The 17461-nt window shown below is 54.9% G+C and carries 16 protein-coding genes; 13 read left to right on the top strand and 3 right to left on the bottom strand.

The annotated features are described in order from the left end of the window. The first annotated feature begins 1 nt into the window (after window position 1). From murD to mutT, 12 genes are all read left to right on the top strand, one after another. Window positions 2-1318 (top strand): UDP-N-acetylmuramoyl-L-alanine--D-glutamate ligase, encoded by a 1317-nt coding sequence (gene murD / locus OGV50_RS14305; protein ID WP_012134074.1) that lies wholly within the window; start codon window positions 2-4, stop codon window positions 1316-1318. Next, on the top strand, window positions 1318-2562 hold the full coding sequence (gene ftsW / locus OGV50_RS14300; protein ID WP_024130710.1) for a cell division protein FtsW: 1245 nt from the start codon (window positions 1318-1320) through the stop codon (window positions 2560-2562). The genes murD and ftsW overlap by 1 nt, the downstream gene beginning before the upstream one ends. Continuing rightward, entirely contained in the window at window positions 2559-3626 is a 1068-nt protein-coding gene (gene murG / locus OGV50_RS14295) for an undecaprenyldiphospho-muramoylpentapeptide beta-N-acetylglucosaminyltransferase (protein ID WP_071257561.1), read from the top strand. Before ftsW ends, murG begins: the two co-directional genes overlap by 4 nt. Window positions 3627-3678: 52 nt before the next feature. After that, window positions 3679-5154, top strand: coding sequence for a UDP-N-acetylmuramate--L-alanine ligase (gene murC, locus OGV50_RS14290; RefSeq protein WP_047458927.1), 1476 nt, complete (start codon window positions 3679-3681; stop codon window positions 5152-5154). Next, the gene (locus OGV50_RS14285) at window positions 5147-6067 is read left to right on the top strand and encodes a D-alanine--D-alanine ligase (RefSeq protein ID WP_286488598.1); all 921 of its coding nucleotides are present in this window, start codon (window positions 5147-5149) and stop codon (window positions 6065-6067) included. Before murC ends, OGV50_RS14285 begins: the two co-directional genes overlap by 8 nt. Before the next feature lies 1 nt (window position 6068). Continuing rightward, window positions 6069-6899 (top strand): cell division protein FtsQ, encoded by an 831-nt coding sequence (gene ftsQ, locus OGV50_RS14280; protein ID WP_012134069.1) that lies wholly within the window; start codon window positions 6069-6071, stop codon window positions 6897-6899. Beyond that, the gene (ftsA, locus tag OGV50_RS14275; RefSeq protein WP_003018755.1) at window positions 6896-8158 is read left to right on the top strand and encodes a cell division protein FtsA; all 1263 of its coding nucleotides are present in this window, start codon (window positions 6896-6898) and stop codon (window positions 8156-8158) included. The genes ftsQ and ftsA overlap by 4 nt, the downstream gene beginning before the upstream one ends. Window positions 8159-8219: 61 nt before the next feature. Beyond that, a complete protein-coding gene (ftsZ, locus tag OGV50_RS14270; protein WP_004857884.1) occupies window positions 8220-9371 on the top strand; it encodes a cell division protein FtsZ in 1152 nt (383 codons plus the stop codon). Between the two features lie 100 nt (window positions 9372-9471). Further along, window positions 9472-10389, top strand: a complete 918-nt coding sequence (lpxC, locus tag OGV50_RS14265) for a UDP-3-O-acyl-N-acetylglucosamine deacetylase (RefSeq protein WP_012134068.1) — start codon at window positions 9472-9474, stop codon at window positions 10387-10389. Window positions 10390-10789: 400 nt separating this feature from the next. Continuing rightward, window positions 10790-11296, top strand: coding sequence for a secA translation cis-regulator SecM (gene secM / locus OGV50_RS14260; protein WP_058668568.1), 507 nt, complete (start codon window positions 10790-10792; stop codon window positions 11294-11296). A 61-nt stretch (window positions 11297-11357) separates the two neighbouring features. Continuing rightward, the gene (gene secA / locus OGV50_RS14255) at window positions 11358-14063 is read left to right on the top strand and encodes a preprotein translocase subunit SecA (protein WP_047458916.1); all 2706 of its coding nucleotides are present in this window, start codon (window positions 11358-11360) and stop codon (window positions 14061-14063) included. 58 nt (window positions 14064-14121) lie between these two features. Then, the gene (mutT, locus tag OGV50_RS14250; protein ID WP_198447407.1) at window positions 14122-14511 is read left to right on the top strand and encodes an 8-oxo-dGTP diphosphatase MutT; all 390 of its coding nucleotides are present in this window, start codon (window positions 14122-14124) and stop codon (window positions 14509-14511) included. An 88-nt stretch (window positions 14512-14599) separates the two neighbouring features. Here mutT and yacG read toward each other — a convergent pair whose 3' ends face one another. Genes yacG through coaE form a run of 3 tightly spaced genes read right to left on the bottom strand, consistent with a single transcriptional unit; the run spans window position 14600 to window position 16167 of the window. Next, window positions 14600-14794, bottom strand: a complete 195-nt coding sequence (yacG, locus tag OGV50_RS14245) for a DNA gyrase inhibitor YacG (protein ID WP_047458910.1) — start codon at window positions 14792-14794, stop codon at window positions 14600-14602. Window positions 14795-14803: 9 nt separating this feature from the next. Then, window positions 14804-15547 (bottom strand): cell division protein ZapD, encoded by a 744-nt coding sequence (gene zapD / locus OGV50_RS14240; RefSeq protein ID WP_012134063.1) that lies wholly within the window; start codon window positions 15545-15547, stop codon window positions 14804-14806. Further along, window positions 15547-16167, bottom strand: a complete 621-nt coding sequence (coaE, locus tag OGV50_RS14235; protein ID WP_012134062.1) for a dephospho-CoA kinase — start codon at window positions 16165-16167, stop codon at window positions 15547-15549. Before coaE ends, zapD begins: the two co-directional genes overlap by 1 nt. Before the next feature lie 225 nt (window positions 16168-16392). Here coaE and OGV50_RS14230 point away from each other — a divergent pair, with 225 nt between their 5' ends. Next, window positions 16393-17436 (top strand): GMP reductase, encoded by a 1044-nt coding sequence (locus tag OGV50_RS14230; protein WP_275155266.1) that lies wholly within the window; start codon window positions 16393-16395, stop codon window positions 17434-17436. The last annotated feature ends 25 nt before the right edge of the window (window positions 17437-17461 follow it).

Genomic DNA, 17461 nt, shown 5'->3' with positions numbered 1-17461 from the left:
CATGGCTGATTACCAGGGTAAAAAAGTCGTCATTATTGGTCTGGGATTGACCGGACTTTCCTGCGTGGACTTTTTCCTGGCGCGCGGCGTAACGCCGCGCGTAATGGATACCCGTGCGACGCCGCCGGGTCTGGACAAATTACCGGAAGCGGTAGAGCGTCACGTCGGCAGCCTGAATGATGACTGGCTACTGGCGGCGGATCTGATCGTCGCCAGCCCTGGTATTGCTCTGGCGCACCCTTCACTGAGCGCTGCCGCCGATGCGGGTATTGAGATTGTCGGTGATATCGAACTGTTCTGTCGCGAAGCGCAGGCGCCGATCGTGGCGATCACCGGATCGAACGGTAAAAGCACCGTGACCACGCTGGTAGGCGAGATGGCGAAAGCGGCGGGCGTGAACGTGGGCGTTGGCGGTAACATCGGTCTGCCTGCGTTGATGCTGCTGGACGCCGCTCGCGAGCTGTACGTACTGGAGCTTTCCAGCTTCCAGCTGGAAACGACATCCAGCCTACAGGCCGTTGCCGCAACCATCCTGAACGTTACCGAAGACCATATGGACCGATATCCGTTTGGTCTGCAACAGTATCGCGCGGCAAAACTGCGCGTGTATGAGAATGCGAAAGTTTGCGTGGTGAATGCCGATGACGCGCTGACCATGCCGGTACGCGGCGCGGATGCGCGTTGCGTCAGTTTTGGCGTCAACATGGGGGATTATCACCTCAATCGCCAGCAGGGCGAGACCTGGCTGCGGGTGAAGGGTGAAAAAGTGTTGAACGTGAAAGAGATGAAGCTTTCCGGCCAGCACAACTACACCAATGCGCTGGCGGCGCTGGCGCTGGCCGATGCGGCGGGTTTACCGCGCGCCAGCAGCCTGAAAGCGTTGACGACCTTTACCGGTCTGGCGCATCGCTTCCAGCTGGCGCTGGAGCATAACGGCGTGCGCTGGATTAACGACTCCAAAGCCACCAACGTAGGCAGCACGGAAGCGGCGCTGAATGGCCTGCACGTAGACGGTACGCTGCACCTGCTGCTCGGCGGCGATGGTAAATCGGCGGATTTCTCTTCGCTCACCCGTTACCTGGGCGGCGATCGCGTTCGCCTGTACTGCTTTGGTCGTGATGGCGCGCAGCTGGCGGCGCTGCGCCCGGAAATCGCAGAACAAACTGAGACGATGGAAGAGGCGATGCGTCTGCTGGCGCCGCGTTTGCAACCGGGCGATATGGTCCTGCTGTCTCCGGCCTGCGCCAGCCTCGATCAGTTTAAGAATTTTGAGCAACGGGGCGATGTCTTTACCCGTCTGGCGAAGGAGTTAGGTTGATGCGTTTATCTCTCCCTCGCCTGAGAATGCCGCGCCTGCCGGGATTTGGAATCCTGGTATGGGTCTTTACGGCGCTTAAAGGCTGGGTGATGGCGTCGCGCGATAAAGACGACGATAGCCTGATCATGTACGACCGCACGTTGCTCTGGCTGACATTTGGCCTGGCGGCGATCGGTTTCATCATGGTGACGTCGGCGTCAATGCCTGTCGGACAACGTCTGGCGAACGATCCTTTCCTGTTTGCCAAGCGTGACGCGCTGTACATACTCCTGGCGTTTTGCCTGGCGATGATCACGCTGCGTTTACCGATGGAGTTCTGGCAAAAGTACAGCACCACGATGCTGATCGCGTCGATCATCATGTTGTTGATCGTGCTGGTGGTGGGTAGCTCAGTTAACGGGGCATCGCGTTGGATTGCGCTGGGGCCGCTGCGTATTCAGCCTGCGGAATTTACCAAACTGTCGCTGTTCTGCTACCTCGCCAACTATCTGGTGCGCAAAGTTGATGAAGTGCGTAATAACCTGCGCGGCTTCTTAAAACCGATGGGCGTGATTCTGGTGCTGGCGATTTTGCTGCTGGCGCAGCCCGATCTCGGGACGGTGGTGGTGCTGTTCGTTACCACGCTGGCGATGCTGTTTCTCGCCGGGGCGAAGTTATGGCAGTTCATTGCCATCATCGGCATGGGGATATCGGCAGTGATCCTGCTGATCCTCGCCGAACCGTATCGTATTCGCCGTGTGACCTCTTTCTGGAACCCCTGGGAAGATCCGTTTGGCAGCGGCTACCAGCTGACGCAATCCCTGATGGCATTTGGCCGTGGTGAGATGTGGGGGCAGGGACTGGGGAACTCGGTACAAAAACTGGAGTATCTGCCGGAAGCGCATACTGACTTCATCTTCGCCATTATTGGGGAAGAACTGGGTTATATCGGTGTGGTACTGGCGCTTTTAATGGTATTCTTCGTCGCTTTTCGCGCGATGTCGATTGGCCGTAAGGCGCTGGAGATTGATCACCGTTTTTCAGGATTCCTGGCCTGCTCGATTGGAATCTGGTTCAGCTTCCAGGCGCTGGTCAACGTCGGCGCGGCGGCAGGCATGCTGCCAACGAAGGGTCTGACGCTGCCGCTGATCAGTTATGGTGGTTCCAGTTTGCTGATCATGTCGACGGCCATCATGTTTTTGTTACGTATTGATTATGAAACGCGTCTGGAAAAAGCGCAGGCGTTTACACGAGGTTCACGATGAGTGGTCAACCGAAGCGGTTAATGGTGATGGCGGGCGGTACTGGCGGACATGTGTTCCCAGGACTGGCCGTCGCGCACCATTTAATGGACCAGGGCTGGCAAGTACGCTGGCTCGGAACCGCCGATCGTATGGAAGCGGATTTAGTGCCGAAGCATGGCATTGAGATTGATTTCATTCGCATTTCCGGTTTGCGCGGAAAAGGCGTGAAAGCGCTGCTGGCGGCACCGCTGCGTATTTTTAACGCCTGGCGCCAGGCGCGGGCGATCATGAAGCAGTTTAAGCCTGATGTGGTGCTCGGCATGGGCGGCTATGTCTCTGGCCCCGGCGGTCTGGCGGCGTGGTCGCTGGGTATTCCGGTTGTGCTGCATGAGCAAAACGGCATTGCAGGGTTGACCAATAAGTGGCTGGCGAAAATCGCCACGACGGTGATGCAGGCTTTTCCCGGCGCGTTTCCGAAAGCGGACGTGGTCGGAAACCCGGTACGTACTGACGTACTGGCGCTCCCCTTGCCGCAAGAACGCCTGGCCGGACGTGAAGGGCCGATTCGCGTGCTGGTGGTGGGCGGCTCTCAGGGGGCGCGGGTATTGAACCAGACGCTGCCGCAGGTTGCGGCAAAACTGGGCGATACGGTCACTATCTGGCATCAAAGCGGTAAAGGCGCGCAGCAGACCGTAGAGCAGGCTTATGCCGGGGCGGGGCAACCGCAGCATAAGGTGACGGAATTTATTGATGACATGGCCGCAGCCTATGCGTGGGCGGATGTTGTCGTTTGCCGCTCTGGCGCGTTAACGGTGAGTGAAATCGCCGCCGCCGGTTTGCCCGCGCTGTTTGTGCCGTTTCAGCATAAAGACCGGCAGCAGTACTGGAATGCCCTGCCGCTGGAGAAAGCGGGGGCCGCCAAAATTTTTGAGCAGCCGCAGTTTACTGTGGATGCCGTCGCCAGCACCCTGGCCGGGTGGTCGCGAGAAACGTTATTAACCATGGCAGAACGTGCCCGCGCTGCATCTATTCCAGATGCCACCGAGCGTGTTGCAAATGAAGTGAGCCGGGCTGCCCGGGCGTAATTGTGGCGGTGCCTTTTGCACCGCATGAATTGAGAAGTGAATGGCGTAAAGAATGAATACACAACAACTGGCAAAACTGCGTTCTATCGTGCCCGAAATGCGTCGCGTTCGGCACATCCACTTTGTCGGCATCGGTGGTGCCGGTATGGGCGGTATTGCCGAAGTTCTGGCCAATGAAGGGTATCAGATCAGTGGTTCTGATTTAGCGCCGAATCCGGTTACGCAGCAACTGGCGAACCTCGGCGCCACCATTTTCTTTAATCATCGCCCGGAAAACGTGCGCGATGCGAGCGTGGTGGTGGTTTCCAGCGCGATCTCTGCGGATAACCCGGAGATTGTCGCGGCGCATGAAGCGCGTATTCCGGTGATCCGCCGCGCGGAGATGCTGGCGGAGTTAATGCGTTTTCGTCACGGCATCGCCATTGCCGGGACGCACGGTAAAACAACGACCACCGCGATGGTCTCCAGCATTTACGCGGAAGCGGGGCTGGACCCGACCTTCGTCAACGGTGGGCTGGTGAAAGCGGCGGGCGTGCATGCGCGTTTAGGCCACAGCCGTTATCTGATTGCGGAAGCGGATGAGAGCGATGCGTCGTTCCTGCATCTGCAACCGATGGTGGCGATTGTCACCAATATTGAAGCCGACCATATGGATACTTACCAGGGCGACTTCGAAAATTTGAAGCAGACCTTTATTAATTTCCTGCACAATTTGCCGTTTTATGGTCGTGCAGTGATGTGTGTTGACGATCCGGTGATCCGCGAGCTGCTGCCGCGCGTGGGCCGTCAGACCACAACGTATGGTTTTAGCGACGACGCTGACGTGCGTGTGGAAGAGTACCAGCAGGTTGGGCCGCAGGGGCATTTTACGCTGCTGCGTCAGGATAAACCTGCAATGCAGGTGACGCTGAATGCGCCGGGCCGCCACAATGCGCTGAACGCGGCGGCTGCCGTGGCGGTGGCGACCGAAGAGGGGATTGACGACGAGGCGATTCTGCGCGCGCTGGAAAGCTTCCAGGGTACCGGGCGTCGCTTCGATTTCCTCGGCGAATTCCCGCTTGAGCCGGTAAACGGTAAAGCAGGGACGGCGATGCTGGTCGATGATTACGGCCATCATCCAACGGAAGTCGACGCCACCATTAAAGCCGCGCGTGCAGGCTGGCCGGATAAAAATCTGGTGATGGTTTTCCAGCCGCACCGCTTCACGCGTACGCGCGATCTGTACGACGATTTCGCCAACGTGCTGACGCAGGTTGACGCGCTGTTAATGCTGGATGTTTACGCCGCAGGCGAAGCGCCAATTCCGGGAGCGGACAGCCGTTCGCTGTGCCGTACGATTCGCGGTCGCGGTAAAATTGACCCGATTCTGGTCTCCGATCCGGCGCAGGTTGCGCAAATGCTGGCGCCGGTATTAACCGGTAATGATTTGATTTTGGTGCAAGGCGCGGGAAATATCGGCAAAATTGCGCGCACCTTAGCTGAAATTAAACTGAAGCCGCAAACCCAGGAGGAGGAGCAACATGGCTGATAAAATCGCGGTCCTGTTGGGTGGAACCTCCGCCGAACGTGATGTTTCGCTGAATTCCGGCGCGGCAGTGCTGGCCGGGTTACGCGAAGGCGGCGTGGATGCGCATCCGATCGATCCGAAAGAGGTTGATGTCACCCTGCTGAAATCAATGGGTTTTCAGAAGGTGTTTATTGCGTTGCATGGTCGCGGCGGCGAAGATGGCACGCTGCAAGGGATGCTGGATCTGATTGGCCTGCCCTATACCGGCAGCGGGGTGATGGCTTCAGCAATCTCAATGGATAAACTGCGCAGCAAATTGTTGTGGCAGGGCGCCGGATTACCGGTTGCGCTGTGGGTGGCATTGACGCGCGCTGAGTTTGAAAAAGGGCTTAGCGACGACGCACTAACGCGAATTTCTGCGCTGGGTTTGCCGCTGATTGTGAAGCCGAGCCGTGAAGGTTCCAGCGTCGGCATGTCGAAAGTGGTAGAAGAAAATGCTTTGCAGGCAGCATTAGCATTGGCTTTTCAGCATGATGAAGAAGTACTGATTGAGAAATGGCTCAGTGGCCCGGAATTTACGGTTGCGATACTCGGTGAAGAAATTTTACCGTCAATTCGTATCCAACCCGCCGGAACCTTCTATGATTATGAGGCGAAGTATCTCTCTGATGAGACACAATATTTCTGCCCGGCAGGTCTGGAAGAGGAACAAGAGGCTATTTTGCAGACATTGGTCCTGAAAGCGTGGACCGCGTTGGGTTGCAAAGGATGGGGCCGCATCGACGTCATGCTGGACAGCGATGGCCAGTTTTATCTGCTGGAAGCGAATACCTCGCCGGGTATGACCAGCCACAGTCTGGTGCCGATGGCGGCGCGTCAGGCGGGCATGAGCTTCTCGCAGTTGGTGGTACGAATTCTGGAGTTGGCGGACTGATATGTCGCAGGCTGCGCTGAACACGCGAAACAGTGATGAAGAGGTGTCTTCTTCACGGCGCAATAATGGAACGCGTCTTGCAGGAATACTGTTCCTGCTGACGGTGCTCTGCACCGTGTTTGTCAGCGGCTGGGTTGTGTTGGGCTGGATGGAAGACGCGCAGCGTTTGCCGTTGTCGAAACTGGTGTTGACCGGCGAACGGCATTACACGCGCAATGATGACATCCGCCAGTCGATTCTGGCGTTGGGCGCGCCGGGTACGTTTATGACTCAGGATGTGAACATTATCCAGAGCCAGATAGAGCGTTTACCGTGGATTAAACAGGCCAGCGTCAGAAAGCAATGGCCTGATGAATTGAAGATTCATCTGGTTGAATATGTGCCGATTGCGCGTTGGAATGATCAGCATATGGTTGATGCCGAAGGCAATACCTTCAGCGTACCGGCAGAGCGAACCAGTAAACAGGTATTACCCATGTTGTATGGCCCGGAAGGCAGCGCGAGTGAAGTGTTGCAGGGGTATCGCGATATGGGGCAGGTGCTGGCTAAGGACAGATTCACCCTGAAGGAAGCGGCAATGACCGCGCGTCGTTCCTGGCAGTTGACGCTGAATAACGATATTAAGCTCAACCTCGGCAGGGGCGATACGATGAAACGTTTGGCTCGCTTTGTAGAACTTTATCCGGTTTTACAGCAGCAGGCGCAAACCGATGGCAAACGGATAAGCTACGTTGATTTGCGTTATGACTCGGGGGCGGCAGTAGGGTGGGCACCCTTACCTCCAGAGGAATCTAATCAGCAACAGAATCAGGCACAGGCAGAACAACAATGATCAAGGCGACGGACAGAAAACTGGTAGTAGGACTGGAGATTGGCACCGCGAAGGTTGCCGCTTTAGTAGGGGAAGTTCTGCCCGACGGTATGGTCAATATCATTGGCGTGGGCAGTTGCCCGTCGCGAGGTATGGATAAAGGCGGGGTGAACGACCTCGAGTCAGTGGTGAAGTGCGTACAGCGCGCCATTGACCAGGCGGAGCTGATGGCGGATTGCCAGATCTCCTCGGTGTATCTGGCGCTTTCTGGCAAGCACATTAGCTGTCAGAATGAAATTGGTATGGTGCCGATCTCCGAAGAAGAAGTGACGCAGGAAGATGTGGAAAACGTCGTGCATACCGCGAAGTCGGTGCGCGTGCGTGATGAGCATCGTGTACTGCATGTCATTCCGCAGGAATATGCGATCGATTACCAGGAAGGCATTAAGAATCCGGTTGGCCTTTCCGGCGTGCGTATGCAGGCAAAAGTGCACTTGATCACATGCCACAACGACATGGCAAAAAACATCGTTAAAGCGGTGGAACGTTGTGGCTTGAAAGTTGACCAACTCATATTTGCCGGGTTAGCGGCCAGTTACTCCGTTTTAACGGAAGATGAACGTGAACTGGGCGTCTGCGTGGTTGATATCGGTGGTGGTACAATGGATATCGCCGTTTATACTGGCGGGGCGTTGCGCCATACCAAGGTAATCCCTTACGCAGGGAATGTCGTGACCAGCGATATCGCGTATGCCTTCGGTACGCCGCCGAGCGATGCTGAAGCCATCAAAGTGCGTCACGGCTGCGCGCTGGGCTCTATCGTCGGCAAAGACGAAAGCGTTGAAGTGCCGAGCGTGGGCGGTCGTCCGCCGCGTAGTCTGCAACGTCAGACGCTTGCGGAGGTGATTGAGCCGCGTTACACCGAGCTGCTCAACCTGGTCAACGAAGAGATTTTGCAATTACAGGAACAGCTTCGCCAGCAGGGTGTGAAACATCATCTGGCGGCGGGGATTGTATTAACCGGCGGCGCGGCGCAAATTGAAGGTCTTGCTGCCTGTGCTCAGCGCGTGTTCCATACGCAAGTGCGTATTGGCGCGCCGCTGAATATTACCGGACTGACGGATTATGCCCAGGAGCCGTACTACTCAACGGCGGTGGGGCTGCTTCACTACGGGAAAGAGTCCCACTTAAGTGGCGAAGCGGAAGTGGAAAAACGTGTTACGGCATCAGTTGGCTCGTGGATCAAGCGACTTAATAGCTGGCTGCGAAAAGAGTTTTAATTTTTATGAGACCGGCGACTATTAACGGTCTCAGGCGACAGGCACAAAACGGAGAGAAACTATGTTTGAACCTATGGAACTGACCAACGACGCGGTGATTAAAGTCATCGGCGTCGGTGGCGGCGGCGGTAATGCCGTTGAACACATGGTGCGCGAGCGCATCGAAGGTGTTGAATTCTTCGCGGTGAATACCGACGCTCAGGCGTTGCGTAAGACTGCGGTTGGGCAGACCATTCAGATTGGTAGCGGCATCACCAAAGGTCTGGGCGCGGGTGCAAACCCGGAAGTCGGTCGCAATGCGGCGGACGAAGATCGTGAAGCACTGCGTGCAGCGCTTGACGGCGCAGACATGGTGTTTATCGCAGCAGGCATGGGCGGCGGTACCGGTACCGGTGCAGCGCCAGTGGTTGCGGAAGTGGCAAAAGATTTAGGTATCCTGACCGTTGCCGTGGTGACGAAGCCTTTCAACTTCGAAGGCAAGAAGCGCATGGCATTTGCGGAGCAGGGTATTACTGAGCTGTCCAAACATGTGGACTCGCTGATCACCATCCCGAACGACAAACTGCTGAAAGTGCTGGGGCGCGGTATCTCCCTGCTGGATGCGTTTGGCGCGGCGAACGACGTGCTGAAAGGCGCGGTTCAGGGTATCGCTGAGCTGATTACCCGCCCGGGTCTGATGAACGTCGACTTTGCAGACGTGCGCACCGTGATGTCCGAAATGGGCTACGCGATGATGGGCTCTGGCGTGGCAAGCGGTGAAGACCGTGCGGAAGAAGCGGCAGAAATGGCGATCTCTTCTCCGCTGCTGGAAGATATCGATCTGTCTGGCGCGCGCGGCGTGCTGGTTAACATCACTGCGGGCTTCGACCTGCGTCTGGATGAGTTCGAAACCGTTGGTAACACCATCCGTGCTTTTGCGTCGGATAACGCGACCGTGGTTATCGGTACTTCTCTGGACCCGGATATGAACGACGAACTGCGCGTCACCGTTGTGGCAACCGGTATTGGTATGGACAAGCGTCCTGAAATCACCCTGGTGACCAACAAACAGGTACAGCAGCCGGTGATGGATCGTTACCAGCAGCACGGCATGGCGCCGCTGACGCAAGAGCAGAAGCCGGTCGCAAAAGTGGTGAACGACAATACGCCGCAAACGGCAAAAGAACCGGATTATCTGGATATCCCTGCGTTCCTGCGTAAGCAAGCCGATTAAGAATTGGCTGGAATTTGGGATTCACGGCTCTTTGTGCTAAACTGGCCCACCGAATGTATAGTACACTTCGGTTGGATAGGTAATTTGGCGAGATTATACGATGATCAAACAAAGGACACTTAAACGTATCGTTCAGGCGACAGGTGTCGGTTTACATACCGGCAAGAAAGTCACCCTGACCTTACGCCCTGCGCCGGCCAACACCGGGGTCATCTATCGTCGCACCGACTTGAATCCACCGGTAGATTTCCCGGCCGATGCCAAATCTGTGCGTGATACCATGCTCTGTACGTGTCTGGTCAACGAGCATGATGTACGGATTTCAACCGTAGAGCACCTTAACGCTGCTCTGGCGGGGCTGGGTATCGATAATATCGTTATCGAAGTCGATGCGCCGGAAATCCCGATCATGGATGGCAGTGCTGCTCCGTTTGTCTACCTGCTGCTTGATGCGGGTATTGATGAGCTGAACTGCGCCAAAAAATTTGTACGCATCAAAGAGACGGTTCGCGTCGAAGATGGCGATAAGTGGGCTGAATTTAAGCCGTACAATGGTTTTACGTTGGATTTCACCATCGACTTTAACCATCCGGCGATTGATTCCAGCAGCCAGCGCTATGCGATGAACTTCTCTGCGGATGCATTCATGCGCCAGATCAGCCGTGCGCGTACCTTCGGTTTCATGCGTGATATCGAATATTTGCAGTCCCGTGGCCTGTGCCTGGGCGGCAGCTTCGATTGTGCCATCGTTGTTGACGATTATCGCGTACTGAACGAAGACGGCCTGCGTTTTGAAGACGAATTTGTTCGTCACAAAATGCTCGACGCGATCGGTGACTTGTTCATGTGCGGTCACAACATTATTGGTGCGTTTACCGCGTATAAGTCCGGTCACGCATTGAATAACAAACTGTTGCAGGCTGTCCTGGCGAAACAGGAAGCCTGGGAATATGTGACCTTCCAGGACGACGCAGAACTGCCGTTGGCTTTCAAAGCGCCTTCGACTGTACTGGCATAATAGCTATACACAAAATCTTCAAGTTGCATCAAGATGGCAACTGAGCAAATTCCCAGGAACGTACGACCAGTACGTGACTGGGGTGAGAGAAGGCAGCCAACAAAGAGGCAGCTTGAAGGATGAAGTGTATACCTGTCGCATAAATTCGACTGGTTAATCTGGCACCCTCTCCGGCCAGGTAAGCCAGTCGTTTTTTTATCTCTTCCGTCCGGCGTTTGCCTTCGCCTTTTTCTCTGCCGCTGAACCGAAATACAGTGCGTTCGCTGCTTTCTTAAGCATTTTTATCCTCAGCGCCATGTCATTACTGCTGTAGAGCGTACGCTTTAATGGTAAGATTTGTGCGCAAAAAACGTTTTGAATTCGTAAGCCCACATGCCGGGCATATCAGGGTGGCAATGACGTGAGTGGAATACTGACGCGCTGGCGACAGTTAGGTAGACGGTACTTCTGGCCGCATCTCTTATTGGGGATGGTCGCGGCTAGCTTTGGTCTGCCCGCTCTCAGTAACGCAGCCGAGCCTAATACGCCGGCGAAAGCGACCGCCAGTAATCACGATCAATCCGCTAAGGTTAACTTCAGCCAGCTCGCGCTGCTGGAGGCGAGTAACCGCCGCCCGAATTTTACCGTCGACTACTGGCATCAGCATGCGATTCGCACGGTTATCCGCCATCTCTCTTTTGCCATGGCGCCGCAAACGCTGCCGGTTGCTGAAGAGTCTTCGCCACTTCAGGCGCACCATATTGCGTTACTGAACACGCTCAGCGCGATGCTGACGCAGGAAGGCACACCGCCAACGATTGTACGTCGCGTCGCCCGTGCGCACTTTACGCCTCAGGCCTCATTTAGCGTTCCCGCCTGGATAAGTCAGGCGCAGGGAATCCGCGCTGGCCCTCAACGCCTCAGCTAAAAACAAAAAACCTTCAATTAATTATAGAGACTCCGCATCGCGGGGCGTTTGAGATTTTATTATGCTAATCAAATTGTTAACCAAAGTATTCGGTAGTCGTAACGATCGTACCTTGCGTCGTATGCGTAAAGCGGTCGGCATCATCAATGCCATGGAACCGGAGATGGAAAAACTCTCTGATGACGAACTGAAAGGGAAAACGGCAGAGTTTCGCGCGCGTCTGGAGAAAGGCGAAAGCGTTGAAAGCCTGATCCCGGAAGCGTTCGCTGTGGTTCGTGAAGCGAGTAAGCGCGTATTCGGCATGCGTCACTTTGACGTCCAGTTGCTGGGCGGTATGGTGCTGAACGATCGCTGTATCGCGGAAATGCGTACCGGTGAAGGTAAAACCCTGACCGCAACGCTGCCTGCTTACCTGAACGCATTAAGCGGTAAGGGCGTACACGTCGTCACAGTGAACGACTATCTGGCGCAACGTGATGCTGAAAACAACCGCCCGCTGTTTGAATTCCTCGGGATGAGCGTCGGTATTAACCTGCCGGGCATGCCTGCCCCAGCAAAACGTGAAGCTTACGCCGCCGACATCACTTACGGCACCAACAACGAATACGGCTTTGACTACCTGCGCGATAACATGGCGTTCAGCCCGGAAGAGCGCGTACAGCGTAAGCTGCACTATGCGCTGGTGGATGAGGTCGACTCCATCCTGATCGATGAAGCGCGTACGCCGCTGATCATTTCCGGCCCGGCTGAAGACAGCTCGGAAATGTACAAGAAAGTAAACAAGATCATCCCGCACCTGATTCGCCAGGAGAAAGAAGACTCTGATACCTTCCAGGGCGAAGGCCACTTCTCCGTTGATGAGAAAGCGCGTCAGGTCAACCTGACGGAACGCGGTCTGGTGCTGATCGAAGAACTGCTGGTGAAAGAAGGCATTATGGATGAAGGCGAGTCCCTGTACTCTCCGGGCAACATCATGCTGATGCATCACGTAACCGCCGCGCTGCGCGCGCACGCGCTGTTTACCCGCGACGTGGATTACATCGTTAAAGATGGCGAAGTGATCATCGTTGACGAACACACCGGTCGTACCATGCAGGGTCGCCGCTGGTCCGACGGTCTGCACCAGGCTGTGGAAGCGAAAGAAGGCGTGGAAATCCAGAACGAGAACCAGACGCTGGCATCCATCACCTTCCAGAACTACTTCCGTCTGTATGAGAAACTGGCCGGTATGACCGGTACAGCGGATACCGAAGCGTTCGAATTCAGCTCCATCTATAAGCTGGATACCGTTGTGGTTCCGACCAACCGTCCGATGATCCGTAAGGATATGCCGGATCTGGTCTACATGACCGAAGCGGAAAAAATTCAGGCGATCATTGAAGACATCAAAGAGCGTACCGCGAACGGCCAGCCGGTGCTGGTGGGTACGATCTCGATCGAGAAGTCTGAAGTGGTCTCTAATGAGCTGACCAAAGCGGGCATCAAGCATAACGTTCTGAACGCCAAATTCCACGCCAACGAAGCGGCGATTGTCGCACAGGCGGGCTACCCGGCTGCGGTCACTATCGCCACCAACATGGCCGGTCGTGGTACGGACATCGTGCTGGGCGGTAGCTGGCAGGCTGAAGTGGCGGAGCTGGAAAACCCAACGCCAGAGCAGATCGCGCAGATCAAAGCGGACTGGCAGGTTCGTCATGAAGCGGTGCTGGCGTCTGGCGGTCTGCACATCATCGGCACTGAGCGTCACGAATCTCGCCGTATCGACAACCAGTTGCGTGGTCGTTCCGGTCGTCAGGGCGATGCGGGCTCTTCCCGTTTCTACCTGTCAATGGAAGATGCGCTGATGCGTATTTTTGCCTCTGACCGTGTGTCGGGCATGATGCGTAAACTGGGTATGAAACCAGGTGAAGCCATTGAGCACCCGTGGGTGACTAAAGCGATTGCCAATGCGCAGCGTAAAGTTGAAAGCCGCAACTTCGATATTCGTAAGCAGCTGCTGGAATACGACGATGTCGCGAACGATCAGCGTCGCGCCATTTACACCCAGCGTAACGAACTGCTGGATGTCAGCGATGTCAGCGAAACCATCAACAGCATTCGTGAAGACGTCTTTAAAGTGACGATCGATGCGTACATTCCGCCGCAGTCGCTGGAAGAGATGTGGGATATTCCGGGTTTGCAGGAACGTCTGAAAAACGACTTCGATCTGGATATGCCAATTGCCGAGTGGCTGGATAAAGAGCCGGAGCTGCATGAAGAGACGCTGCGTGAGCGTATTCTGGCGCACTCAATCGAAGTGTATCAGCGTAAAGAAGAAGTGGTTGGCGCAGAGATGATGCGTCACTTCGAAAAAGGCGTCATGCTGCAAACTCTCGATTCACTGTGGAAAGAGCACCTGGCGGCGATGGATTACCTGCGTCAGGGTATCCACCTGCGTGGCTATGCGCAGAAAGATCCGAAGCAGGAATACAAACGCGAGTCCTTCTCCATGTTTGCAGCAATGCTGGAATCGCTGAAGTATGAAGTGGTCAGTACGCTGAGCAAAGTTCAGGTTCGTATGCCTGAAGAAGTGGAAGCGATGGAACAACAGCGCCGCGAAGAAGCCGAGCGTTTAGCGCAGATGCAGCAGCTCAGTCATCAGGATGACGACAGCGCAGCGGCCGCCGCTCTGGCAGCGCAAACGGGCGATCGTAAAGTGGGTCGTAACGATCCTTGCCCTTGCGGTTCCGGTAAAAAATACAAACAGTGCCACGGCCGTCTGAGCTAAGGTCTGAATAAAGACAATGAGGCGCAGGTGACTGCGCCTTTTTTATGGATGTAACTGTATGAAAAAACTGCAAATCGCTGTCGGGATTATTCGCAACCCGAACCACGAAATTTTTATTACCCAACGTGCGGTCGATGCTCATATGGCCAACAAACTGGAGTTTCCCGGCGGGAAAATCGAAGCGGGCGAAACGCCGGAGCAGGCGCTGATCCGGGAGTTGCAGGAAGAAGTGGGGATCACCCCGCGTGAAGCGACGCTATTTGAAAAGCTGGAATATCAGTTCCCGGACAGGCACATCACACTGTGGTTCTGGTTAGTTGATCACTGGGAAGGGGAACCGTGGGGAAAAGAGGGGCAACCGGGGCGGTGGATTGCGCAAAATGCTCTGAATGCGGAAGATTTCCCGCCCGCGAATGCGCCAGTAATTGAAAAGCTGATTGCTGGCTAATGGTGTTTGTAGGCCGGATAAGGCAACGCCGCCATCCGGCAAATTATGGCGGGGGCGCTACGCTTGCCCGCCCTACGTTTTAGTTGAATTACTTCTGCTCTTCACTCCAGTCGTCGCTTTCTGACAAGTCGCCAGAGCTTGGAATACGCTTCTCTTCAGCGGCCCACTCGCCGAGATCGATCAACTGGCAGCGTTTAGAACAAAATGGACGGAACGGACTCACTTCGCCCCAGACAACGGTTTTCCCGCAGGTTGGGCAGCTAACGGTGATAGTTTCTGACATCTTTACTCCTTAACAACATGCCAGTTCGAAATCGAGGCGCTCAGGCACCAGGCCATTTTCGCTATCCAGCGGCATAAAGCGAATCGCAAAGCGGCTCTTATGCCCGGAAATTTGCGGATAGAGCTGTGAATCAAGCGCCAGTTGCAAACGCAGCAGGTCGGCATCATCGCCATTGTCCTGATAAAAACCATTCAGACTGGTTTGCTTACGGAACGGCGAGGAATTACGAATCAAATCCAGGATCAGCGTTAATGCCTGATTGAGCGGATTCAGGCTGGCGATCCAGGTTTCAACCTGCGCATCACGCTGTTCCTGCGGCAAATGCAGCCAGATATGCAGGGTCGGCAAATCAAAACTACAACAACCGCCAGGAATACTCAGGCGCTGACGAACCAGAGCAATCAGGCGATCTTCACGTAACTGCTGCCCGATACGCGGAGCAGAAATCAGAATGCTGCCCGCCGTCTTCAATTGCTGGCGCAGAGCCTCAATTCGACTCTGGTCAACCCCCGGCACTTCAACCCAGGCCTGAAGTTTGCGCTGCTGACGCTCAAGCTCTTTTAGCAACTCGGTCCGCACTTCACCACGTTCGAACACATCCAGCAAATCCCCGATGTTACGGAAAAAATGCAGAGCGTCCGCATGATCTGCAAGGGGCAAATTGACGGAGAGTTGCTGAATCAGAAACTCAATGCGCAACCATGTACGCATCTTCTCATTGAGAGGGTGTTCAAAAAGGACCTGGGTGTGCATTACGGTTTTTCCTGTGAGACAAACTGCGACGCAAGCTGTAAATAGCGCGCGTGCAGGCGGGCGACATCCGACGCGATAGCGTCCGGTGCGCCATTATTATCAATAACATCATCTGCCACGGCAAGGCGTGCTTCACGCGTTGCCTGGGCAGCCAGAATTTGTTCAGCATGTTCACGCGTCACATCATCGCGCTGCATGGTTCGCAAGAGCTGCGTCTCGGGCGTCACGTCGACCACCAGAACGCGATTGGCTTGTTTATACAGCGCATTTTCGACGAGCAGGGGCACAACCCATAGCACGTAAGGGGACGTTGCCTGCTGAAACTGACGCCGGGTTTCCTGCTGAATTAACGGATGGAGCAGGGCATTCAGCCAGGATTTCTCTTCAGGACTGGCAAAGATACGTTCGCGCAACATCCGGCGTTGTAGCGAACCGTCTGGCGCGATAAGTGCAGAACCAAAATGTTCAGCGATCGCCATAAGGGCGGGTTGACCGGGTTCAACCACCTGACGCGCAATAATATCGGCGTCGATAACGTTTATTCCGAGGTCAGCGAATGCATTCGCAACGGTGCTTTTACCACTGCCAATGCCGCCGGTTAAGGCTACTGTATACCTCATAAGTCCAGATCCTGGGATTTAGGTTTGATAATCAAATGGTTAAAAGTTGAGCGCGCGAAGGCGATATTACTGTAGGCATTATCTACTATTCGCCAGGTAAATTTATGGGATTGTAGCGTAAAAAAAGAGAATTTCGCAGTCTTGCGCAAGCCTGATTAGTGCGTATGATAACGTCACTGGAGTTGTGAGTTTCGCTTTTTTGCCATTAACCCCAGGAATCCGCACATGCGTATCGAAGAAGATCTGAAATTAGGTTTCAAAGACGTTCTTATCCGCCCTAAACGCTCTACCCTCAAAAGTCGTTCTGATGTTGAACTGGAACGTCAATTCACCTTTAAACATTCAGGTCAGACCTGGTCCGGCGTGCCGATTATCGCGGCAAATATGGACACCGTCGGGACTTTCGAGATGGCAAGCGCTCTGGCATCGTTCGACATTCTGACTGCCGTACATAAGCACTATTCCGTTGAGGACTGGAACGCCTTCACCAGTACCGCCTCTGAGGATGTTCTCAGGCATGTGATGGTTTCAACAGGCACCTCCGATGCTGATTTCGAAAAAACCAAACAGATTCTGGCGCAGAGCCCGGCACTGAACTTTGTTTGTATTGATGTGGCAAATGGTTACTCCGAACACTTCGTGCAGTTTGTTTCAAAGGCGCGTGAAGCATGGCCGAGAAAAACCATTTGTGCCGGTAACGTGGTGACCGGTGAAATGTGTGAAGAGTTGGTTCTCTCCGGCGCGGATATTGTAAAAGTCGGGATTGGTCCTGGCTCCGTATGTACCACGCGTGTGAAAACCGGCGTGGGCTATCCGCAGCTTTCTGCGGTGATTGAATGCGCCGATGCCGCGCATGGTCTGGGCGGTATGATTGTCAGCGATGGCGGATGCACCATGCCTGGCGATGTCGCAAAAGCGTTCGGCGGCGGCGCGGATTTCGTGATGCTGGGCGGTATGCTGGCAGGCCATGAAGAAAGCGGCGGTAAAATTGTTGAAGAGAATGGCGAGAAATTTATGCTGTTCTATGGCATGAGTTCTGAATCCGCTATGACCCGTCACGTTGGCGGCGTTGCGCAATATCGTGCAGCAGAAGGGAAAACCGTTAAGCTGCCGCTGCGTGGCCCGGTGGAATACACCGCGCGTGATATCCTCGGCGGTCTGCGTTCAGCCTGTACCTACGTTGGCGCCTCCCGTCTGAAAGAGCTGACGAAACGCACGACGTTTATTCGGGTACAGGAACAAGAAAACCGTATTTTCAATAGCCTGTAATCCCCTGCGCTGGCGCAGCACAATG

This window comes from Citrobacter sp. CK180 (genome assembly GCF_030333655.1).
GTDB lineage: Bacteria > Pseudomonadota > Gammaproteobacteria > Enterobacterales > Enterobacteriaceae > Citrobacter_B > Citrobacter_B koseri.
This window is presented reverse-complemented; position numbering and strand designations above follow the sequence as displayed.